This is a genomic window from Lactobacillus sp. ESL0259 (genome assembly GCF_003693045.1).
Lineage (GTDB): Bacteria > Bacillota > Bacilli > Lactobacillales > Lactobacillaceae > Lactobacillus > Lactobacillus melliventris.
In genome coordinates, this window is record NZ_REHP01000005.1 from 105,650 (window position 1) to 128,665 (window position 23,016).

The following is a 23,016-nucleotide window of genomic DNA, read 5'->3' on the forward strand; positions in this document are numbered from 1 at the left end:
GTTATTTTTTTAATTTAAGTATACAACTAAACTAAACTTTTTTCTTTAATAAAAAGCATGATTATTATATTTTGCAATAATCATGCTTAAAAATGACGTCTTTAAATATTAGTTGTGTCAGTTGCAGAATTAATAGTGTTCTCATCTTCACTGATAACAATCTTATCTTCAGAAACACTTGCCAGCAAATTCTTTACTGCAGGATGATCAAGTTTATAGTCAGCAACTTTATCTTCAATTTCTTCCTGAATGGTTCTACGCAATGGTCTTGCGCCCATATCTGGACTATATCCTTCATCAACTAATTTCTTTTTAGCATCCTCGGTAACATTAATATGCATTCCTTGGTTTTTAACCATGCTGTTTACATCGTCAAGCATCAAATTAACAATTTTTATTAAGTCATCCTTAGTCAGTTCGTTGAATTCAATCACATCATCCAACCGGTTTAAAAACTCTGGCTTAAAGAATTGACTCATTGAACTTCTGGCGGAATCTGGTTGATCTGCAGAATTTTCAGCAGTGAAACCAACACTGGTGTTCTTAATGCCTTGACCAGCATTAGAGGTCATGATGATAATCGTATCCTTGAATGATACAGTTCTACCTTGAGAATCAGTTAAGCGGCCATCATCTAAAATCTGTAAGAAAAGATTCATAACAGCTGGATCAGCTTTTTCAATTTCATCAAGTAAAATCAAACTGTATGGGTGACGTCTTACTCGTTCTGTTAGTTGTCCGGCTTCTTCATAACCGACGTAACCAGGTGCTGAACCAATTAACTTGGAAACAGAATATGATTCCATATATTCTGACATATCGAAGCGAATTAAGGCATTTTCTGAACCAAACATTTGCCGAGCCAGTTGTTTAGCTAATTCGGTTTTACCAACTCCCGTTGGTCCTACAAAGAGGAAGGAGCCGATTGGTCTACCAGATTTGTTAAAACCGATCCGATTCCGGCGAATTGCCCGTGCCAACTTGTCAACGGCTTTGTCTTGACCGATAACATGCGCTTTAAGATTTGGTGCCAAGTTTTGTAACTGGTTTTCTTCTTGCTTTTGTAAATCACCAACAGGGATGCCGGTTTTTTCTTCAACAATCTTGTTCATGATCTTGCTGGTAATAATAGGAGATTTGTCCGGATCAACCTTTTGATCCTTCATCTTGTTATATTTTTCGATTTGGTCACGGTAGTATGCAGCTTTTTCATAATCTTCATTTTTGAGGGATTCTTGTTTTAATTTCTGAGCCGCATCAATTCGTTCCTTCATTTTTTCCTTGTCGACATAAGGAATTGTCAGGTTCATTCTTGAACCTGCTTCATCTAACAAGTCAATGGCTTTATCAGGTAAAAAGCGGTCTTGAATGTAGCGCTCAGATAATTCTGCTGCTGCCTTGATAGCATCATCAGTATAATGAACATGGTGATAATCTTCGTAGCGCTTTTGAATACCCTTTAAAATACGGATTGTTTCTGCAACAGAAGGTTCTTTAACATCAACGGGCTGGAATCTTCTTGCCAGAGCAGAGTCTTTTTCAATTTCCCGGTATTCTTTTAATGTGGTAGCACCAACGAGTTGCAGGTCACCACGAGCAAGAGCGGGTTTAATAATGTTGCCTGCATCCATTCCACCTTCGGCATTGCCTGCACCAACGATTTCGTGAATTTCATCGATAAAGAGGATGATATCATCATGGCCTTGTACTTCTTTAAGTAATTGCTGCATTCGTTGTTCAAATTGACCCCGAATGCCTGTACCTTGAACTAAAGAAACTACGTTTAGTGATATTATTCTTTTATCTTGCAGCTTGGCCGGGACCGAACCGTCGACAATTTGCTGGGCTAAGCCCTCAACTACAGCAGTCTTACCGACACCGGCTTCACCGATTAGGACAGGATTGTTCTTTGTTCTGCGATTCAAGATTTCAATGACACGAGCAATTTCTTTATCGCGTCCGATAACTGGGTCGATTTTACCTTTTCTTGCTAGAGCAGTAAGATCGGTTCCATACTGATCAAGAAGTGAGCGTCCGCCCCCGGCACCATTGTTGCCGTTATTGACGTTTCCTGGATTCCCGTTGCCCATCCTGGGGTCACCTGGATTTCCCGCATTGCCGTTGTAATTAAACAGGTCGCTGAAATCACCAAAGAAGTCGTTATTATCATTGTTCATATTAATATTTCCTTGTTGTTTAAGTTGTTGATAACATTGTCCACATAAATTAATTTCACGACTTTGTCCGTTAACCTTCGCAAAAAGATGAATGGAAGCTGGTCGTTTTTGACAGTTTTGACAAAGCAATTGTATTACCGCCTTTCATATCAGTTTACTAAATTATATAATTAGCACTCGCAATAATCAAGTGCTAAAACCTGAATCTTATTATTTGTAAGTAACGCTAATATGATAAAATATTGGTGCAAGATCAGATGATTGCATAAATAAAATTGACTAAAAAGTGGTGATAATTTTGGATTTTCAAAAAATTCTGGTGCAATTAGCGAATGGCGAACTCGATCACTATGAAGTTGAGCCAAAAAATGCTTTTGAATTTCAAGCAGCATTGAGGTCTTTTGAAAAAAGGCAAAATATTACAGGGAAAGCATTGCGAGGTGGTAAAATAATTTACTCAAAATCAAAATCTGAAGTTTAATGATGTAAACTGTTACATTTATGTTGTCTAATTCACAAAAAAATGATAGTCTAAGTAGGCGAATAGGTATTTATTACCGGTTTGATTTTTTGAATTCAAAGGAGATATATATAATGGAAAGACGCGATTTTCATGTTGTTGCAGAAACAGGTATTCATGCTCGTCCAGCTACATTGCTAGTACAAGCTGCTTCTAAATTTGGTTCAGATATCAATTTGGAATACAATGGCAAGTCAGTTAATTTAAAGTCAATTATGGGCGTTATGTCACTTGGTGTTGGCAAAAATGCTGATGTTACTATCAGTGCTAATGGTGACGACGAAAAAGATGCAATTAACGCTATTTCAGAGACTATGAAAAAAGAGGGCTTAGCTGAATAATGACCAAGACATTAAAAGGAATTGCTGCTAGTGATGGTATTGCTGTAGCACCAGCTTATCTCTTGGTTGAACCTGATCTTTCATTTTCAAAATCCACAGTTAGCGACGTTGAAAGTGAATTAGCACGCTATAAGAAGGCAATTTCAGTATCAACTGCTGAAGTTGAAAAAATTCGTGATAGTGCAAAGAAGAGTTTAGGTGAAGACGAAGCTCAAGTCTTTGAAGCTCACCTTATGATCTTGAACGATCCTGAATTTACTGGTGCCATTGAAAACGAAATCAAGGAGCAAAAAGTTAACAGTGAAGCTGCACTTGACGAAACTGCCCAAAAGTTTATCAGTATTTTTGAAGGAATGACTGATAACACTTATATGCAGCAGCGTGCAGCTGATGTGCGTGATGTTTCTAAGAGAATTATGGCTCACTTGTTGGGCAAGGAATTACCAAACCCAGCTTCAATTGATCACGAAGTGATTGTGGTTGCTCATGACTTAACTCCTAGTGATACTGCCCAACTTAACAAAAAATTTGTTAAGGGTTTTGTTACTGATATTGGTGGAAGAACTGCGCATTCTGCTATTATGGCACGTTCACTTGAATTGCCAGCAGTTGTAGGTACTGATTCAATTACCAAGGATGTTGAAAACGGCGACACGATTGCTGTTGACGGTCTAAGCGGTGATGTAGTTGTTAAGCCTACTGACAGTCAAGTTGCTGAATATCAACAGAAGAGTTCTGACTTTTTGCAACAAAAAGCTGAGTGGGAAAAATTAAAGAACGAGCCTTCAGTTACTGCAGACGGTAAAAAGTTTACAATTGCTGCTAATATTGGTACGCCAAATGACATGAAGGGTGTAAACGATAATGGTGCTGAAGCTGTTGGTCTTTACAGAACCGAATTCTTATATATGGATTCAAAGGACTTCCCAACTGAGGATGAACAATTTGAAGCCTATAAGGAAGTCATTGAAGGTATGCATGGTAAGCAGGTAATTATCAGAACCATGGATATTGGTGGTGACAAGCACCTTGATTATTGGGATTTACCAGAAGAAATGAACCCATTCTTAGGTGTGCGTGCCATTAGACTTTCACTGCAAAATGAACAGATTTTCCGGACACAGCTTCGTGCTTTATTGCGTGCATCAGCTTATGGCAAGTTGGGCATTATGTTCCCAATGATTGGTACTCTTAATGAGTTGCGCAAGGCTAAAGCAATTTTGGGTGAAGAAAAAGAGCAATTAGTTAAAAAGGGCGTTAAGATTGGTACAAACTTAGAAGTCGGAATGATGATTGAAGTTCCAGCTGCTGCAGTTTTAGCTGATCAATTTGCTAAAGAAGTTGATTTCTTCTCAATTGGTACTAATGACTTAATTCAATATACAATGGCTGCTGATAGGGGCAATGATAATGTTTCTTACCTTTATCAACCGGCAAACCCATCTGTTTTGCGTTTAATTAAGCACACGATTGATGCAGCACATGAAAACAACATTTGGTGTGGCATGTGCGGCGAAGCTGCTGGAGACAGTACCATGTTTCCAATTTTGCTTTCAATGGGCTTAGACGAGTACTCAATGAGTGCTACTTCAATTTTGCGTATTAGAAGCTTAATGAAGAAGCTCAATACTGCAGATATTAAGGAATTAGCCAATAAAGCTTGTTATGTTTCAGAAACTGCTGAAGAAAATGAGAAATTGGTTAGTGACTTAATGAAGAAAGTAAATAACTAATAATAATAATAAAAGGATACATTAGCAAAAAATTATGTATTCTTTTTTATTTCTTTATTTTTTCTTGATAAAAAGTTCACAGAATATTCACGTTTAAAAGATACTATAATAATAAAATTAGTTGAAAAAACTACTTACAAAAAGGAAGTAGTATGATATAATTATATAGATACTAATTAAGGGAGCGTGAAATATATGGTAAATTTATATATCTCTCCAAGCTGTACATCTTGTCGTAAAGCGAAGGCCTGGTTAAAGAAGCACGACATTCCTTTTAAGGAAAGAAATATTTTTTCTGAACCGTTAACAAAAGATGAATTGTTGCAAATTTTGCGCATGACTGAAAATGGTACCGAAGAAATTATTTCAACTCGTTCAAGAGCATTTCAGCAACTTAAAGTTAATCTGGATGACATGTCAATTGATCAACTGCTTGATCTGGTAGAAAAGAATCCAAGTTTGTTAAGACGTCCTATTATTATGGATGACCGTCGTTTACAGGTTGGATATAATGAAGATGAGATTAGGCGCTTTTTACCTAGAAAGGTACGCCGACTCGAACTTGAAGAAATGCAAAAGATAGCTGACTTATAAATCAGGTAAGTTTAAAATAAAAGCGTTGGTTTTTTAAACTAACGCTTTTATTTTATGAGTAAAGTACGCTACAATAGAACAAAGCATCTGATGGAGGTGAGAACTCATGCAAGTAGATCATATAAACAAAAATACGATTCGCGTGAGAATAGGTAAACAAGAATTAGCAAATCGTGGTCTTAAAGTTTTGGATTTACTGGGTGATAAAAATAAAATCCAGCATTTCTTTTATTCAATTTTAGATGAAATTGATACGGATCATTCTTTTAGTCAAGATGCACCTGTTACTTTTCAAGTAATGCCTAATAATGGTGGGCTTGATTTACTCATCACTAAAGTTACGGCCAAAGATCAGAATAACCTGGCCCAGTTATTTGATAATGGTTTTACTGACAATAATAAAAAGACGAATGATGTTCGCAAGTCTTTTCTCGACTTAGAGCCTGAGGAAGATGAAAACGATAAAGACGAATCAACTGGTTCTGCAATTTCTGGTCACCCCAAGGTGAAGAAAGAGTTTTGGAAACTGCAAAAAAAGCAGGCATATAGTTTTAATGACCTCAATCAGGTAGTTGAACTGGCTGATAGTCTTCAAGCAGACGATTTGGCTTCCAGTCTTTATTTTGAACGCGGTAAATTTTACTTAGAGTTAATCTTTACTGATCAAGATTACTTGGAAATAAGGCCGGCAGATGCATGGGCCATTACAAATGAATATGGTATTAAAGTTAAAGCGAGTGAAATGGCTCGTGTGCGCATTAATGGCAAATGCTTGATAGCGCATGAAGCTTTAGAGAAGCTGCAGGATTATTTTAGTAACATTAATTAAAATGCCAGATAGCAAAATAAAAGGGGGCAGGTAAAATCCTGCCCCTTTTGCGTACTTATTATTAGGTGATGATTATGTACGCGGCATTGTTGAATAATGTTTTAGTTTTAGCTGTAGCAGAAGCTCGGATAAGTGAAAATGAAAAGAATATAAAAAGGCAATATTTTTGTCCTCAGTGTTATCGCGAAGTCCAGCTGATAAATAATAGTAGAACACCTTATTTTAAGCATATCCCGAGTGAAGTTAATTTAAGTGGAGAAAATAAAGAGCATGCACAAAGTAAAAGCTTATTGACCACAGCTTTAAGAGCAGCCCATTTTAACGCACAGATGGAAGTTCAATTAGCTAATGGTCAATTACGCGCGGATATCTTAGCAAGCCCAAATTTAGCATTTGAAATTCAATGTGCTCCGCTCAACAAATCTGAATTTCGTCATCGTCATCTTTTATATCGGCAAATAGGGGTGAAAGATATCTGGATAGTGGGAAAGAGACATTTTTTAGGACAATACATCAAAAAATCGCAACTTATCTTTTTTCGAAGGAATAAAACTTGGCATGATTATTATTTGGAAATTAATCCTGATAAGCTAGTTATCAGTTTGAAATATAACGTTTTGCTTGAGCCGCTGACTAATAAAATTCATTGGCAGAAACAGAATTTTACTATAAATGCCAAGGGACTAAAAAAGCTGTGGCACTTTAAACCTGCTTTACGTAAATACCAGATTGATTCGGCCAAGCAAAAACAGTATCTAAAAATGCAGTTTATGCAAAAAAGTCTCAATGGCATGAAGATTGCCAACAACTTATATAAAAGACGGCAAACCATTGATGATTTGCCGTCTTGGGTATTTAGCAATTTTCGTAAAATTAATTCGCCAGATAATGCAAGTAAGTTTTTAGATCAGGCGTAAGTGCCTAGCAGGATAATAATCTTTGTCTTCCCTGGTAATACAACCAGTATTTTTAAAAAGGCGAATCAACTTATCATGAGCCAAAATCCCTTCAAGCATTACTCCACTGTAATTGCCGCTTTCATTAAAAATAATAGTTGTAGGAATGTTACAAACATTAAACTGATGGGCAAGTTCCTTATCTTGGCGAATGGAATTATCTACATAAGGAGCAATCCTGCGATCTGTAATACGATCAAAATTTAAATTTAAATTTTGAGCAATTTTTCGCGGTAATTGCTCAGAATATTTATTAAAATCACCACTGATAGCTTGTTGTAAAGCAACTAGATAGGCTCGAGCCTTTTTGTTGCCATATTCGAACTTAATTGCATGGTAATTTCGTAAAGCTTGAAATGAAGCAATTGTGTACTGCGGGATATCTAGTATTCTTTGGCCGCTCTTTTTTCTTCTGATAATATCTTCTTTGATAACTTTTGAATTAATGATAGGAACGAAGTTAAAAGAAGAGTTGATATTAAGCTCAGCGATTGCATCTTGAATTAAAACTTCTGTGTTATAGCAGTAAATGCCAACGGGATTGACAAAGAGAAAAATTTCGAACATGATCAGACTCCTCCAATACTGATTATTTGTAAATCTAATTATCTATCCTTTTTAGAAATTTACTCATTAGACTATATTTTATCACGATGCTTGTAAGCGCGTGCAATTTTTGCTTGATTAGTATTAGCAGAATTTTGCGTAAAATGATATTTCTTTTTTAAGTCTAACAGAACTTGGGCAATTAATTGGGGATGAGGATTTTCAATCTCTATTTCAAAGTCCTCATAGTTGTCAGGATAGGTACTATCATCAAATGTTAATTCACAATTTTCAGGACCATTTGCTAAAATACGCTTAGTTTTACTGAAAGTTTGCAAGTTGAGCTTTAATTGGTCTGAAAAGTGCTCGCTTAGGTAGTCTCCTATGGTATATTTAAAAGTGATTGGCAAATTTTTGCTCCCCTTTTTTACCAGCGCTTTAGCTTCAGCTAGTTTTAGCTCATCATTAATTTCGATTGCTTCATGAAACTGGTGCTGCACGGGATCATTATTTGGAACTTTAAGTGTTTGTTCTGCATGATCAGCAAAAAGACGAATGCGGCAACTGATCTGATTTTGTTTTAGCAAACCATCTTTGGTATCAAAATAATAATTTTCCTGTTTAAAACAGCTTTTTGGAGCAAAATCATGGCAAAGCTTGTGATAGATTGTCTTTGGCAGGATAATTTTTGCTTCAATTTCATTATTCTTCGACATAATAATTCCCCATCCAAATTCAGTGATAGAATTTACTTTTTGTTCCATGCTACTAATTAAGAAAGTATAGTTTTTTTATTGACATATTGTCAAAATTGCTGTTTCTGCGTAATTATAGAAAAGACAGCAAAACTATCAAGATATAGGCTATACTGAATTAATAAAATTATCATAATCTTAAAAGCTTTAATATGCAAGAAAAAACTTTATCAAACAAGGGATTATATATGCTGTATCGAAAAAAACGGCTTCTTTTATTAAAGCTATTAGCCATATGAAATTGCTATCATATAATTTATGTTAAAATGGATATGCTGTTTGAGAAAGGGTTATTTCTATGAATAATGATTGGGATAATTTTTTATGGCCTTATGAAGAGGCCGTCCGAGAATTGAAAGTGAAATTTCGTTCTTTAAGACAAAGTTTTTTAACGAAAGGGGAACATTCCCCAATAGAATTTGTAGTTGGCAGGGTTAAAACTGTCGACTCAATTAAAGAAAAGATGCAAAGGCGTGTAATCAGTTTCGACGTGATCGAAACCGATATGCAGGACATTGCAGGTATTAGGATAGTATGTCAATTTGTCGATGATATTTATAAGGTGGTAGACTTAATACATACACGTGATGATATGGAAGTCATTGAAGAACGTGATTATGTTAAAAATGCCAAACCTTCAGGCTATCGCTCCTATCATATGGTTATTTCTTACACCGTTTATTTGCCAAATGGTCCCAAAAAGTTGCTGGCTGAAATTCAAATCAGAACTTTAGCTATGAACTTTTGGGCTACTGTTGAGCACACTCTTAATTATAAATATCAAGGTTCTTATCCAGAAGATATTTCTAAAAGACTAAAATCTACTGCGGAAACAGCATATAAACTTGATGAAGAAATGTCTTTAATAAAAGATGAAGTGCAGGAAGCTCAAAAGGTTTTTACCAAAAATAAGGGTAAGGAAAAATAATGAGAATTACAATTGCCCATAACACCAATCCCGAAACGCTAAAAGTTGTGGCGCACTTGCGAAAACTGTTGGAAGCTAAAGCAGGCATTGTTTTTGATGCTAAATACCCCGATGTTGTCATTACTGTCGGAGGCGACGGTACTTTAATCAATGCTTTTCACCGTTATGAAAACCAGATCAGTTCTATTCGCTTTATTGGTATCCACACTGGGCATTTAGGTTTTTACACTGATTGGCGTGGTCCAGAAGTTGATAAAATGGTAGATGCTTTACTTTTAAGGGAGCCGGAATCTGCCAGTTATCCGCTTTTGGAAGTAGAACTTTTAACCGAAGCGAATGAAAAGAAACATTTTTTGGCCTTAAATGAATCTGCAGTCAAACGGGTATCGCATACATTAGAAGCAAAAGTCTATATTGATGATCAATTATTTGAAAATTTCCGGGGAGATGGCTTATGTATATCAACTCCTACCGGTTCAACCGGTTATAATAAGTCACTTGGTGGTGCTGTGATTCACCCAAGACTTAAAGCCTTGCAAATGGCAGAAATAGCTTCAATTAATAACCGAATTTTCAGATCATTATCTTCGCCAATAGTGTTGGCACCAGAGCAGTGGATTACTGTCATACCTGATGCTGACCACTGCGTTATGACTGTTGATGGCCGTCGCATTAATGTACGCAACGCTAAACAAATTGAATATCGTATTTCTAGTAAGGAAATTCATTTTGATCGTTTTGGGCATACTCATTTTTGGTCCCGTGTTCAGAGCGCCTTTATTGGAGATAAAGATGACACCATTTAAAGTTATTGTACAAGACAAAGTTCCCAAGAAATTAGGAGCTTTTTTACTGCAAAGCGGTTTTTCAAAAAGAGCTGTGAATAATGCTAAAAATTCCGGTGGGATGCTTTTAGTAAATCATAAAAGGCGCTTTACCAACTACATGTTACATCAAGGTGATGAAGTGATTTTTATTCCGGGAAAAGAGAGGGTCAATCCCTGGCTAGTCCCCTCAAAGAAGCCGCTAGCGGTCGCACTGGAAACTGCAAATTATTTGGTAGTAAATAAACCAGCTGGCATTTTGTCAATTCCATCTCGTTATGATGACAATGCTTTAGTTAACCAAGTTTTAGGTTATTTTAACAGTAAAGAAGAGGTTGACGTTAAACCGCACATAGTGACGCGACTCGATCGCGATACTTCTGGTCTGGTTCTGGTTGGGAAAAATGCTATCGCTCATGCTCGTTTTAGTCAGATTGATAAAGCTCAATTTATTAAAAAATATCATGCAATAGTTCATGGCAATTTTGCGCCGGAAGAATTGACAGGAGTGATAGATCAGCCTATTGGTCGCAAAGGAACCTCAATTGTGCGCAGCATTGATTCCACTGGCAAGAATGCTAAAACTGCTTATAAAGTGATTGCTCAAAAAAGTGGGGCCAGTTTAGTAGAACTGCGCCTATATACCGGTCGAACTCACCAGATTCGCATTCATATGCAATATATGGGTCATCCTTTGTATGGTGATCCTCTATATGGCATTAATGATGAGTTTAAGCGTCAGGCACTCAATTGCTTTTATTTGGGTTTTCCTGATCCATTTACTAAAGGCCAGCATACTAGTATTGAAATACCTGATGCACTTGATATGCAAAAATTATGGCAGAGACTTTAATAGATCTTTAGAGAAATAAAAGAGTTGTCTTGCGTTAGACAACTCTTTTATTTGTTTTACAAAATTTATTCACTAAAAAGTACGCGAGTACCTTCGGGAACAAAAATATTTTTTTGAACTGGTGTTAAACAACCATTTTCAGCATCTCGTGTATATAAAGTGGCATTATCTGAATTTTGGTTGGTTGCCACCACATATTTTTCATTTTTGTCCCAGTTAAAATCACGAGGAAATTCACCAAAAGTTGAAATTCTCTGACGTAGTTGCAGGGTATGGTCATCATTAACTGCAAAAACAGTGATTGTATCATGACCACGGTTGGAAGTGTAAATAAATTTACCATCATGGCTAATTTTGATGGCAGCTGCGCCATTGTGATCAGAAAAATCATTAGGAATAGTTGAATAGGTAGCAATATTTTTAAAATTCCAGTGGGTTTCATCGAACTTAACTAAGTTAACTTTACTTGAAAGCTCACCGATCACATAAAAATAATTACCATCAGGACTAAATACAATATGACGTGTGCCAAAACCCGGTTCGTTTTGATATTTAGCCAGGTGATTCAGCTTATTATTCTTGAAACTGTAGAAATCAACACAGTCGTTACCTAGATCACAACTCACTAAATTGCCTTGTGGTGTTTGATCGAAAAAGTGGGGATGAGGGCCATCAGCTTGTTCTGGACAGGGACCAAGAGTATCTGCCGTGTGAGTTACGGAATCGAGAAAGGCCAGTTTACCCTCATCATCATACGAAAATACACTGAGGACAGCTGTATGGTAATTTGCCGTATATAATAATTTTTTTTCGCGGTTAATTCCAATATAGGCTGGCGAAGATCCTGGGGTTAAATAAGAGTCCTTTTCTGAATATTTGCCATTAATTAATGCAAAAGAACTGATTCCACCTTTTGCTCCAGCATTATTAATGGTAAAAATGAGGTTACCATCTTGAACAAAATAAGTAGGTCCACCTACTTGGATTACTTCTTTTGCCGGTCCCATTTGCATTTCCACGCCATTAGCAGCCGGAGTAAGCGGCAGCTCATAAATTCCCGTTGACTTTTTTTTGGTGTACCCGCCAATTAATAATTTCATGCTTGAAAAGCCTCCAATTTCATTTATAATTGTCTCAATAATTAGTATAGCATGACACGCAATTGTAAAATATTGAGTGACTTTATCATTTTAAAAAGTGGTAAAGTATGGTGTCGGCTTTATTAGTATAAAAACAATAAATGTAAACAAGAGGTATGTTGGAAATGGAAGAAAATAAAATTCGAGAGCTTTACGCTAAGAATGATATTTCTGAAGTTTATACTAATCTTCACTCATCTTCGGCAGGTTTAACTTCTGCAGAAGCAACCGCAAGATTGGCAAAATATGGTCGTAACGAAATTAAAAAGTCCGAGGAAGAATCCGAGTGGAAAACTTTCTTCAAGAATTTTATTAGTATGATGGCAATTTTATTGTGGATTTCAGGTGCCGTAGCCATGTTTAGTGGGACGCTTGAATTAGGAATTGCCATTTGGATGGTCAATATCATTAACGGACTGTTCAGCTTTTGGCAGGAAAGAGCTGCCAAAAGAGCGACAGATGCTTTGAATAATATGTTGCCCACCTATGTTCAAGCAATCCGTGATGGTAAAAAAACGCAGATTGATGCCAAAGAACTGGTTCCGGGAGATGTTTTTATTCTTCAGGCCGGCAATGCCATTCCGGCTGATGCCAGGCTGATTACTGCCAGTTCTATGCAGGTTGATCAAAGTGCGTTAAATGGTGAATCTGTGCCAGAATCAAAAACTACAGAATACGCCCCAGGCGAAGGCAGTTATGCGGAAGCAAACTTGGTTTATTCTGGGACAACAGTTGGCTCTGGTACTGCTCGTGCTATTGCTTTTGCCACAGGGATGAATACTGAATTTGGTAAAATTGCGCAGCTAACCCAAAAGCAAAATAAAGTTGATAGTCCACTAACCCAGGAACTAAATCGCCTGACGAAGCAATTATCAATAATTGCAGTTTCAATTGGGGTTTTATTCTTAATTGCGGCAATCTTTTTCGTCAAATATCCTTTTGCCAAGGCCTTTATCTTTGCGTTAGGTATGATTGTTGCCTTTATTCCTGAAGGATTGCTTCCAACTGTTACTTTAAGCTTAGCTCAAGGAGTTAAGCGCATGGCTAAAAAGCATGCCTTAGTTAAAGAATTGAATTCCGTAGAAACTTTAGGCGAAACCACAGTTATTTGTTCAGATAAAACTGGTACTTTAACCCAGAATCAAATGACTATTCATTACATTTGGACGCCGCAAAATGAATATACAGTTACGGGTAACGGCTATGTTAATAATGGTCAGATTGAGCTGAATAAGAAGCAGTTATGGTATGAAGAAAACCCCGACTTGCATAAGCTGGTACAGATAGCTTCTTTAGATAATGATACTGCGGTTCAACCCAGCAAAGTCAAAGGGGGTAAACCCAAAATTTTGGGAACTCCAACTGAAGCTTGTTTAATTATTATGGCTGAAAAGGCAGGCTTTGATCGTCAGAAAGTTCTGGTTAAATACCCTCGTTTACGTGAATTGCCTTTTGACTCTAATCGTAAACGCATGTCAACTATTCATCGCTGGAATGACAGTCAGTATATTATTTTTACTAAGGGGTCTTTCAGTGACGTAATTAAGCAGTGTGATCAGATTCAAGTTGACGGTAAGGTTCGCTCTCTGACTGAAGATGATAAAAAGCGTGCGGAAAAGCACAATGCTAATTATGCTGCTAAGGGTTTCCGCAGTATGGCGATGGCTTACCGCATTGTCGAAAAAGAGAATACTGACGTAGCTAAGTTAACGATCGAAACGGCTGAACAGCACTTGGTATTCGTCGGTTTGACTACGATGAGCGATCCTCCTCGTCCAGAAATTTATAATGCTGTTAAAAGGTGTCACCAAGCCAAGATTAAGATTATTATGGTTACCGGTGACTCTAAGCTAACGGCTAAGTCAGTGGCTGTCCAAATCGGTTTGACTTCAGACAAGGCGCGGGTCATATCTGGTGATGAGCTCGAGGATATGAGTGATGCAGATTTGCGAGAAGCGCTAAAAGGAGAAGTGATTTTTGCCCGGGTTGCTCCTGAACAAAAATACAAGGTTGTTAAGACCTTGCAGGAAAACGGTGAAATTGTCGCCTCTACTGGTGATGGAGTTAATGATGCCCCTGCACTGAAGCAAGCTGATATCGGTATCGCAATGGGTCTCACTGGCACAGACGTGGCAAAGGACGCTGCTAATATTATATTGACTGATGACAATTTTGCTTCAATTGTAGCCGCAATTGAAGAAGGACGGGCAGTATATAGCAATATTCGTAAGTTCTTGACTTATATCCTAACTTCAAATGTGCCGGAAGCCTTTCCTTCAATTTTATTCCTGTTTTCAGGAGGTATGATTCCCTTACCAATGACTGTAATGCAGATTCTGACAGTCGATTTGGGAACAGATATGTTGCCAGCATTAGGACTTGGTGGAGAAGCGGTTGATCCAGATGTTATGAAACAGGCACCACGTGAACGCAATGAGCACTTGCTTAATAAAAGTGTAATTATTAAAGCATTTTTATGGTACGGTCTCATTTCCAGTGCCATTTCGATTGGCGCATACTTCTTCGTTAACTTCCAAAATGGTTGGCCGCAGGTGCCTTTAGCTGCTAACGGCTCGGTATACATGCGTGCAACCACAATGGTCTTGGGAGCAATTATTTTTACTCAGATTGCAAATGTCTTGAATTGTAGAACAAACAAAGTTTCTTTATTCAAGAAAGGTATCTTTAGTAACCGCAATATCTGGTATGGCATTATCTTTGAAATACTGCTATTTTTAGCTTTAACTGTAACTCCAGGATTGCAACAATTATTCAATACGACGAGATTATTGCCAGTTGACTGGTTATTCCTGTTCTGCCTGCCGATCCCATTAGTTATAATTGATGAAATTAAAAAATGGCTCCTTTACCATCAGAAATAAAGAAGTAACAAATAAAACCGCTTATATATTAGTTAAGCGGTTTTTGTTATGCTAAAATTAAAGCTTAAGGAGAACAAATTATGAAGTGGACAGCAACTATTAAAAAAATTGGTAAACAAGCTATAGAGCCTAAGAGCAATATGGTGATTTTATTTGGTGAAAATGTTACAGCTGAACTGGTGGACGTTTCAATTATGCAAAAGTTTGACTCTGAGTCGCCACTGACTGGTTTTATTTTGAAAAAAGGCGATACAATTACAATTGATGGTCAAACATATGTAGCTGATTATGTTGGCGCCATGGTTGTCAGTGACATGAAGGCATTGGGACACGCCACACTTTTCTTTAATCAGAAAAAGTCTAAAAATCCCTTGGCAAATGCTGTGTATCTTACATTAGGTGACAAGCAAACTCTGCCTGAATTTAACGTTGGCGATGATATAATTTATGAACATATTTGATTAGGATGATTTGATGGAAGTTGAGAAAAAACATAAAAAAAGAACCATCTTTCAAAAATGGTTTTTGAATAATCGGTTTAGTATTGCATTACTAAACATTTTGTTGTTCTTCCTTGTAATCTGGTTGTTCAACAAAATTTCATTTGTCTTAAATCCTGCTAAAGTATTCGTGAGTGCAATCTTGCCACCACTAATGCTTGCTTTAATTCAATTTTATATCATGAACCCGCTGGTTGATATTTTAGAGCGGAAATTTAAAGTGCCGAGACTGGTTACGATCTTGGGACTGTTTCTTCTTGTGGCAATTTTGCTGGTGTGGATTGTTAATACGCTATTGCCAATTGTTCAAAGTCAAATTAATTCATTAATTGCACATTGGCCGCATATTTGGAAGGATGCAAGTAATGCTGTACAAGAAGCACTGAGCAAACCGCAGTTTCATAGTGTAAAAGGCAATATTAATGATGCTATTAATCGCGCGCAGGATACGCTTTTTAAATCAGGTCATGAAGCCATAAATGCCGCTTTGAGCAATATTTCCTCAGCAATCAGTGTAGTAACTATTATTGTTATGACTTTACTTACGGCACCGTTTATTCTCTTCTTTATGTTAAAAGATGCCCATAATTTGCGGCCCTATTTAACCCAATTTGCACCTAAGCGCTGGCAAAAGAGCTTTGGTGAACTGCTCTATGATATTAACACCGCTTTAGCTTCTTATATCAGGGGTCAAATCACAGTTGCCTTTTGGGTAGGAATTATGTTCGCCATTGGTTATAGTATAGTAGGCTTACCGTATGGCATTGCACTTGCTGTTTTAAGTGGTTTACTTAACCTGATCCCATATTTTGGTACGTTTATTTCCTTTATTCCTGCAATTGTAATTGCGATCATGCTTTCAGTTCCAATGGTCATTAAAGTTCTGATTGTGTTTGCAATCGAGCAAACAATTGAATCAAGAATTATCAGTCCTCTCGTAATGGGTAATAAGATGGAAATGCATCCGGTAACTACAATCTTATTGTTAATTGGTTCTAGTGCAGTTTGGGGACTTTGGGGTGTCATTTTTGGTATTCCTATTTATGCAATCTTAAAAATCATTATTTTACGTGTTTATAATTATTACCGTAATGTTTCTCAAGTTTTTAGAGAAGATGAAGGCGAAGAAACTACTCAAATTGCTGCGCCAAATGAAGAAAAAGCTGATTGAAAAAAATAAGAATAAGGCTAGTTTATTTAGAAGTTTGATGTTGAAGGAGAAAAAGATTGACAAATCATGTAGTGTTATATGAACCATTAATGCCGGCCAATACGGGAAATATTGCTCGCACTTGTGCTGGTACTAATACAGTTCTTGACTTAATTGAGCCCTTAGGTTTTCAAATTGATAATAAAAAAATGAGACGAGCCGGGCTTGATTATTGGGATAAAGTTGATGTGCGGCTTCATGATGATCTTAATGCCTTTTTGAAGCAGTTGGGATCACAGGATGAGCTTTATCTTATTTCTAAGTTTTCTTCCAAAAATTATGCTGAGGTAGATTACACGGATTCTTCCAAAAATTACTACTTCGTATTTGGTAAGGAAACTACTGGCTTACCTGAAACTTTTATGCGAGAATATTACGAACGTAATTTGCGCATACCTATGTCAAATAATATTCGTTGTTACAATTTAGCTAATTCAGTGGCAATAGTTTTGCTTGAAGCATTACGTCAACAAGGTTTTCCTATGCTGGAAACTTCTCATCATTACGAAAATGACAAGTTAAAAGATAACTACAATCGTCCTGAACGCTATGAAAGAAATTTGGGAGGAAATTAAAATGGATTTTGCAAAAGAAACACCGGTGATAGTAAAAAATTTTCACTATGATGTTAATGAAGAACCTGAAACTAAAGATCAAGTTAATTTTGGTCTTAAAAAAGTTGAAAAACAAAATGATGATGGCACAACAGATGCAGGGGTAGATGGTAATTATTTTGATATCACCATCATTTTTGATGTGGCACCTGCTCCAGGGGAATTCTCAGTAAGTGGGATGATTAGCCAAATCGTTCAGATCAAAAATTATTTTGGTGATGGCAGTGATCTTAGTAAGGCTGATTACAAATTGCTTAGTAGACCTTTAGTTGAGTATATTGAAACATTAACTTATCAAGTTACTCAAATTACGCTGGATAAGCCAGTCAACTTGAACTTCCAAGCTAATTTTTAGCTAGTGACTAGGTAATATCATGCCAAAAAAGAAAGGGAGAAAAACCACAAAGGCTCGAAAGAAAAATCAGAATACTGGAATTAAATGGGCAATTGTCGGACTTTTACAAATTGTTATTTCAGCTTTAGCATTTGCCAAGTTTGGGATCCTGGGTAAGCAAGTAGCAAATACTTTTCGCCTGGTCTTTGGCGATTCCTATTTGCTCGCAGCTGGTATTTGCATTGTGTTCGGCTTGGTTATGCTGATTTATAATAAGCCGATGCACTTTAGCTTCAAACGCAGTTGTGGACTATTTTTTGCTATTTTGGGAATTTTATTGATTCAAAGTAGTATTTATTTTGAACGTGAATTCGTTAATAATGCTTTTATGAATGTCTTTTGGCATGAAATTTCAGCTGAATTCGGTCGCATGGCTGTTACCAAAAATATCGGCGGTGGAGTCATAGGCGCCTTATGCTATCAGATTTTTTACCCTTTACTTGGTCATATAGGACTGCGTGTAATTGCAATTTTATTGATACCGAGTGGAATTTTGATGTTTTTTGATGTTAAATTCTCGACAATTATCAAAAAATTTCAGTCTGTTAGTCAGCTTTTTATTAATAAAAACAAAGCAGCTGGTAGCAAAATAAAAGATAAATACGGCTCTTTCAAAGAGAAGCGTGAGCAGAAAAAAAACGAGTTGCATGAACAGGAAGATAGCAATTCAGTAGGTACAAAAGCTCCAGTTTTTCCGGACGTGGATGATTTTACTGTGGATGATAACTCTTCTGTAAGTAACATAGATCAAAACGAAGTAACTGCTTTTCCATCTGATAAAGCAGAATACGGTGATATTCCGGAACATGCTCCTGTTGAGCCGCAAATTCAAGTTGCGAGTCAAAATAATAGCGCTAAAGTACAACAAAATAATTCTTCTGTTTCATCATTACCTAAATCACATTCTTTTGTTGAAGAAGATAAAAAGATTAAGGAAGAATTAGGAGCAGTAAACCACGGTGAATTAAAACAAGATCAAAAAGTTAGTCCGGATTACCAAAAACCGCCGTTAACTTTACTTGATAACATAAAAAATATTGACCAAAGTACTGATAAAGCTCTCATTCGCAAAAATACTCAGACATTACAATCTACCTTCAAGAGTTTTGGTGTTAACGTTATTATTAAAAAGGCAATATTGGGTCCGACTATTACGCGCTATGAGGTTCAACCAGCTGTTGGTGTCAAAGTCAGTCGTATTGTTAATCTCGCTGACGATTTAGCCCTCGCGTTAGCTGCAAAAGATATCAGAATAGAAGCACCAATACCCGGTAAACCGTATATCGGAATAGAGGTGCCTAATAAGAACACTTCAGTAGTTGCTTTTAAGGATGTAATGCAAAATCAGAGTGTCAGGGCCAAAGAGGATCCGATGCAGGTTCCTTTGGGTAAGGATGTCAGTGGCCAAACTGTTTCGGCTAATTTGACTAAAATGCCTCATCTTTTGATTGCTGGATCAACCGGTTCGGGTAAATCTGTAGCCATTAATACAATTTTAACCAGTATTTTAATGAAAGCATTGCCGGATCAGGTCAAGTTAATCTTGATAGACCCAAAGATGGTGGAGCTTTCTGTTTATAATGGAGTACCTCATTTATTGATACCGGTAGTTACTGATGCAAAATTGGCAGCAAATGCTTTGAGTAAAGCCGTTAAAGAAATGGAACGCCGCTATAAACTGTTCGCTGCAAGTGGAGCCCGTAACATGAGTGAATTTAACGAAAAGGTGCGGCTGAATAACCAAGATAAATCAAAACCGGCAATGAAGCCGTTACCATATATCTTAGTGGTAGTTGATGAACTTAGTGACTTAATGATGGTTGGCGGACGTGACGTTGAAGGAGCAATTGTCCGTTTGGGCCAGATGGCTCGAGCGGCTGGTATTCACATGATTTTGGCCACACAAAGACCGAGTGTTGATGTCATAACCGGTCTAATTAAAGCAAATGTTCCTTCACGGATTTCTTTTGCTGTTTCAAGTGGTATCGATTCACGGACTATTTTAGATCAAACTGGGGCCGAAAAATTACTCGGTCGCGGCGATATGCTATATATGCCTGTTGGTGCTTCAAAGCCTGAACGTATTCAGGGTGCCTATGTTTCGTCACATGAGGTTGAAAATATCATTTCCTGGGTAAAAAAACAGCAGAAACCCGAATATGATAAAGGTATGATTCCACAAAAAGGCCAAGAGAATTCTGAAAATAAAGATGATGAGCCAAAAGATGAATTCTATGAGCAAGCAGTGGATTTAGTAAGGCAACAACAAACGGCCAGTGTATCACTCTTACAAAGAAGATTTCGTATTGGTTATAATCGTGCAGCTAGGATTGTTGATGAAATGGAAGAAAAAGGTATTGTGGGCCCATCTGAAGGTTCAAAGCCTCGCCAAGTTTTATTACCGCCTAAAAAAGAGGGAGATAAGAGCTAATTTTTAAGAAAGTTTATCATGTCGTTTTATTAGTTCAAATTTGTGAAAAAATAATGGTAAAATAAAATTGAATGTGAATACATAACTGAACTATTCTCAAGAAGATTAGTTCAGTTATTAAAGATCATTTTCAATATTTAAAGAAAAAATAGAATAAAAGGAATGTTTTAATTGCAGCGAGCTCTTGTATTTGGTGCTACAGGTGGCATTGGTCAAGCTATTTGTGTTGAGTTGGCTAATGCTGGTTGGTCTCTTTACATTCATTGCAGTCAAAATTGGCGAAAAGCTTATTCTTTGGCTCAAGGAATGAGTCAAAAATATCCTCAGCAGGATTTTATTCCCATCAAATTAGATTTTCTGGCTGAAAATAATGATTTAAAAGAATTTGTTAATAATTTACTGCCAGTTAACGCTGTGGTATTTGCCCAGGGAATTACCGATTATAATTTTGTTAGTAGTCAAGATACGGCCAAAATTGATGAGATTATGCGCATAAACTTGATTACCCCAATTAAGTTGACAGGACTATTTGAACCTCATTTGATAAAAAATGATTATAGTCGTATTGTTTATTTAGGATCAGTTTACGGTGGTTCAGGTAGTGCTATGGAAGCGGCATACAGTTCTTCCAAATCAGGTCTTGAAGGGTTTGCACAAGCATATGCCCGCGAAGTTGCTTCAGCTAATCTGACGGTTAATGTTGTTGCACCCGGTGCTGTCAATACAGCAATGAATTCCGTGCTTGGCCCTGAAACGATGGAAGAAGTTAAGGGTGAAATACCTGTTGGTCGTTTAGCAGAGGGTAAGGACATTTCTTATTGGGTTAAAACTTTACTTGACGTTCAGTCAGGGTATCTAACTGGTCAGACCATTTATGTTAGTGGCGGCTGGCTTATTTAAATGTAATAATTATATGTAGTATATGTTATACTCAAAGAGTAAATTTAGAATTTGAAGAGGTAACTATGGCAGATATCGGAGATAAATTACGCAGTGCCAGAGAGGCTAAGGGACTTTCAATTGAAGACATTGAAAAAACAACCAAAATTCAAGGTAGATATCTGACTGCAATCGAGCAAAACGATTTTGATAAACTTCCTGGAGATTTTTACGTTAGAGCCTTCATTAGACAATATGCACAGATAGTTGGTTTAGATGGCAAAAAGTTGCTAAGTGAATACCACGAAGACATACCTAAAGCCGAACCTGAAGAATTTGTCGAAGACTCGATTGACAATAAAAGTGAGGAAGTACGTAAAACCACCAGTAGTAAGAAAAAGATTTGGCAGGATTACCTGCCACGAATCATTGTCGGTTTGGGGATAGTTGCAGTAATTTTGGTATGCTACGTTGTATTTGCTCATTTTTCTTCTAGTCGCAATGAAAATAACAACGAAGCAAATGATGTTTCTGTTTCTTCGGATAGTGGTAAACGACACCGCAAAGTTAAGAAAATTAAAAAGAAGAGCGTTAAGATTAAGGAATTGGCTGCGAATCAGTTTCAAATTACAGGCCTTAAAAATAACCGCAATTTAGTTGTTAGAGCCGGTGATCAAGCAACTACAGTTTCTATTGCAATGAATGGCGTAACTCAAAGTGGTCAGACTTTAACAGCTGGTCAAAAGCATACTTTACGAATTCCAGAAACTGCGCAATCTGTCGTCGTTACATTTAGCAACGCTCTGGGAACATCAGTAACAATTGGTGGCAGAAAAGTACCATATACAGCTCAAAATTCGAGTCTTTCTTTAACCTTTTATATTGGCAAACGGCGTAATAGTCAAAATATTCAAAGCAATCAACCACATCAAAGTCAAAATAATTCCGGAACTACGAATAATAATTCAGGACAGAGTAATTCGAACCAGCAAAATCAACAGCATAGCCAAACTGATAATTCTAATGGTAATAATGGTGCAAGTTCGAGTACAAATAATGGTCAACAAAATAATCAAAATTCCCAGAACAATGGTCAATCGAATCACGATAACAATCAATCAAATAACACTGAGCACAGTAATGATTCTGGCCATTCCGGAGGTACTTCCTCTAGTGGAAATGATGATAAAAAATAGTAACTATTTTTGGAGGAAAAGTTAAGAATGAATTTGCCTAATAAGTTAACGGTTTTTAGAATATTATTGATTCCGGTTTTCATGCTAATTGTTATTTTTGGTGGTGATGCCAGTTTTAAAGTTGCTGGCACTACTGTATATTGGAGATTGGTAATAGCTGCGATTGTGTTTGCAGTTGCTTCTGCAACCGATTGGTTTGATGGTCATATTGCTAGGTCACGCAACTTGGTTACAAATTTTGGAAAATTTGCGGATCCTTTGGCTGACAAAATGCTTACTATGACTGCATTTATAATGTTAATTTCTTTAAAACTTGCTCCGGCCTGGGTTGTAGCAATAATTGTTTGTCGTGAATTGGCAGTAACTGGATTGCGTTTGATTTTGGCGGAGAATAAGGGACAAGTTATGGCTGCAGCTATGCCGGGTAAAATCAAAACGACATGTCAAATGCTTTCAATTATCTTTTTGCTAATTGGAGACTTTTATCATATAGGCACTATCTTACTTTATATTGCACTGATTTTTACTATCTATTCTGGCTGGGACTATTTCCACAGTTCATGGGATGTCTTTGAAGGTTCAATGTAATTAAAGAAAAATTTAGTTTTATTAAAAAGCACTGCCTTGCAGTGCTTTTTTGTGCTTCTTTTTTAATATAAAAAGAGCATAAAATGGTCAATTGTTGATTATGCTCCGTTTACTTGTTAGGATTAAA

At 36.9% G+C, this 23,016-nt stretch carries 22 protein-coding genes; 18 read left to right on the forward strand and 4 right to left on the reverse strand.

The window, feature by feature from the left end; genetic code table 11:
• Positions 1-101: 101 nt before the first annotated feature.
• Positions 102-2,306 carry an ATP-dependent Clp protease ATP-binding subunit gene (locus F5ESL0259_RS02790; RefSeq protein ID WP_122037389.1) on the reverse strand — a complete coding sequence of 735 codons (2,205 nt, stop codon included), beginning with the start codon at positions 2,304-2,306 and terminating at the stop codon, positions 102-104.
• Between the two features lie 169 nt (positions 2,307-2,475).
• Here F5ESL0259_RS02790 and F5ESL0259_RS02795 point away from each other — a divergent pair, with 169 nt between their 5' ends.
• The 6 genes from F5ESL0259_RS02795 (at position 2,476) to F5ESL0259_RS02820 (ending at position 7,111) form a co-directional block, all read left to right on the forward strand.
• Positions 2,476-2,658: a hypothetical protein gene (locus tag F5ESL0259_RS02795; protein ID WP_046324572.1), complete on the forward strand. Its 183-nt coding sequence runs from the start codon at positions 2,476-2,478 to the stop codon at positions 2,656-2,658.
• A gap of 113 nt (positions 2,659-2,771) precedes the next feature.
• Positions 2,772-3,038 carry a phosphocarrier protein HPr gene (locus F5ESL0259_RS02800; protein WP_122037390.1) on the forward strand — a complete coding sequence of 89 codons (267 nt, stop codon included), beginning with the start codon at positions 2,772-2,774 and terminating at the stop codon, positions 3,036-3,038.
• Positions 3,038-4,771: a phosphoenolpyruvate--protein phosphotransferase gene (gene ptsP / locus F5ESL0259_RS02805; protein ID WP_122037391.1), complete on the forward strand. Its 1,734-nt coding sequence runs from the start codon at positions 3,038-3,040 to the stop codon at positions 4,769-4,771. The genes F5ESL0259_RS02800 and ptsP overlap by 1 nt, the downstream gene beginning before the upstream one ends.
• A 195-nt stretch (positions 4,772-4,966) precedes the next feature.
• Positions 4,967-5,365, forward strand: a complete 399-nt coding sequence (gene spxA, locus F5ESL0259_RS02810; protein ID WP_046324575.1) for a transcriptional regulator SpxA — start codon at positions 4,967-4,969, stop codon at positions 5,363-5,365.
• A gap of 106 nt (positions 5,366-5,471) precedes the next feature.
• Positions 5,472-6,194, forward strand: a complete 723-nt coding sequence (locus F5ESL0259_RS02815; RefSeq protein WP_122037392.1) for an adaptor protein MecA — start codon at positions 5,472-5,474, stop codon at positions 6,192-6,194.
• A 74-nt stretch (positions 6,195-6,268) separates the two neighbouring features.
• Entirely contained in the window at positions 6,269-7,111 is an 843-nt protein-coding gene (locus F5ESL0259_RS02820) for a competence protein CoiA (protein ID WP_122037393.1), read from the forward strand.
• On the opposite strand, the gene F5ESL0259_RS02825 is transcribed toward F5ESL0259_RS02820, so the two are convergent.
• Together F5ESL0259_RS02825 and F5ESL0259_RS02830 are read right to left on the reverse strand one after the other, a co-directional pair.
• A complete protein-coding gene (locus F5ESL0259_RS02825; RefSeq protein WP_122037394.1) occupies positions 7,097-7,717 on the reverse strand; it encodes a DsbA family protein in 621 nt (206 codons plus the stop codon). The genes F5ESL0259_RS02820 and F5ESL0259_RS02825 overlap by 15 nt on opposite strands.
• Before the next feature lie 71 nt (positions 7,718-7,788).
• Entirely contained in the window at positions 7,789-8,412 is a 624-nt protein-coding gene (locus tag F5ESL0259_RS02830; RefSeq protein ID WP_122025830.1) for a CYTH domain-containing protein, read from the reverse strand.
• A 337-nt stretch (positions 8,413-8,749) separates the two neighbouring features.
• Between F5ESL0259_RS02830 and F5ESL0259_RS02835 the strand changes: the two genes are divergently transcribed.
• From F5ESL0259_RS02835 to F5ESL0259_RS02845, 3 genes are read left to right on the forward strand one after another with little or no spacing between them, the layout of a single operon-like run.
• A complete protein-coding gene (locus F5ESL0259_RS02835; RefSeq protein WP_122037395.1) occupies positions 8,750-9,379 on the forward strand; it encodes a GTP pyrophosphokinase family protein in 630 nt (209 codons plus the stop codon).
• Positions 9,379-10,185, forward strand: a complete 807-nt coding sequence (locus F5ESL0259_RS02840; protein WP_122037396.1) for an NAD kinase — start codon at positions 9,379-9,381, stop codon at positions 10,183-10,185. The genes F5ESL0259_RS02835 and F5ESL0259_RS02840 overlap by 1 nt, the downstream gene beginning before the upstream one ends.
• Entirely contained in the window at positions 10,172-11,056 is an 885-nt protein-coding gene (locus F5ESL0259_RS02845; protein WP_122037397.1) for an RluA family pseudouridine synthase, read from the forward strand. Before F5ESL0259_RS02840 ends, F5ESL0259_RS02845 begins: the two co-directional genes overlap by 14 nt.
• A 65-nt stretch (positions 11,057-11,121) precedes the next feature.
• Here F5ESL0259_RS02845 and F5ESL0259_RS02850 read toward each other — a convergent pair whose 3' ends face one another.
• A complete protein-coding gene (locus F5ESL0259_RS02850; protein WP_122037398.1) occupies positions 11,122-12,156 on the reverse strand; it encodes a lactonase family protein in 1,035 nt (344 codons plus the stop codon).
• Positions 12,157-12,320: 164 nt separating this feature from the next.
• Between F5ESL0259_RS02850 and F5ESL0259_RS02855 the strand changes: the two genes are divergently transcribed.
• The 9 genes from F5ESL0259_RS02855 to pgsA all read left to right on the forward strand — a co-directional run bounded on the left by F5ESL0259_RS02855 (position 12,321) and on the right by pgsA (position 22,889).
• Positions 12,321-15,077 carry a cation-transporting P-type ATPase gene (locus F5ESL0259_RS02855; RefSeq protein ID WP_122037399.1) on the forward strand — a complete coding sequence of 919 codons (2,757 nt, stop codon included), beginning with the start codon at positions 12,321-12,323 and terminating at the stop codon, positions 15,075-15,077.
• Between the two features lie 80 nt (positions 15,078-15,157).
• Positions 15,158-15,538, forward strand: a complete 381-nt coding sequence (locus F5ESL0259_RS02860) for a PTS glucitol/sorbitol transporter subunit IIA (RefSeq protein WP_122037400.1) — start codon at positions 15,158-15,160, stop codon at positions 15,536-15,538.
• Positions 15,539-15,551: 13 nt separating this feature from the next.
• Entirely contained in the window at positions 15,552-16,748 is a 1,197-nt protein-coding gene (locus tag F5ESL0259_RS02865; protein ID WP_122037401.1) for an AI-2E family transporter, read from the forward strand.
• A 56-nt stretch (positions 16,749-16,804) separates the two neighbouring features.
• The gene (locus F5ESL0259_RS02870; RefSeq protein ID WP_122037402.1) at positions 16,805-17,362 is read left to right on the forward strand and encodes a tRNA (cytidine(34)-2'-O)-methyltransferase; all 558 of its coding nucleotides are present in this window, start codon (positions 16,805-16,807) and stop codon (positions 17,360-17,362) included.
• Position 17,363: 1 nt separating this feature from the next.
• Positions 17,364-17,756: a DUF1149 family protein gene (locus tag F5ESL0259_RS02875; protein WP_122037403.1), complete on the forward strand. Its 393-nt coding sequence runs from the start codon at positions 17,364-17,366 to the stop codon at positions 17,754-17,756.
• A 19-nt stretch (positions 17,757-17,775) separates the two neighbouring features.
• Positions 17,776-20,226, forward strand: a complete 2,451-nt coding sequence (locus tag F5ESL0259_RS02880) for a DNA translocase FtsK (protein WP_122037404.1) — start codon at positions 17,776-17,778, stop codon at positions 20,224-20,226.
• Between the two features lie 171 nt (positions 20,227-20,397).
• Positions 20,398-21,126: an elongation factor P 5-aminopentanone reductase gene (gene ymfI, locus F5ESL0259_RS02885; RefSeq protein WP_046324590.1), complete on the forward strand. Its 729-nt coding sequence runs from the start codon at positions 20,398-20,400 to the stop codon at positions 21,124-21,126.
• Between the two features lie 65 nt (positions 21,127-21,191).
• Positions 21,192-22,301 carry a RodZ family helix-turn-helix domain-containing protein gene (locus tag F5ESL0259_RS02890; protein WP_122037405.1) on the forward strand — a complete coding sequence of 370 codons (1,110 nt, stop codon included), beginning with the start codon at positions 21,192-21,194 and terminating at the stop codon, positions 22,299-22,301.
• Positions 22,302-22,328: 27 nt separating this feature from the next.
• Positions 22,329-22,889 carry a CDP-diacylglycerol--glycerol-3-phosphate 3-phosphatidyltransferase gene (pgsA, locus tag F5ESL0259_RS02895; protein ID WP_046324592.1) on the forward strand — a complete coding sequence of 187 codons (561 nt, stop codon included), beginning with the start codon at positions 22,329-22,331 and terminating at the stop codon, positions 22,887-22,889.
• The last annotated feature ends 127 nt before the right edge of the window (positions 22,890-23,016 follow it).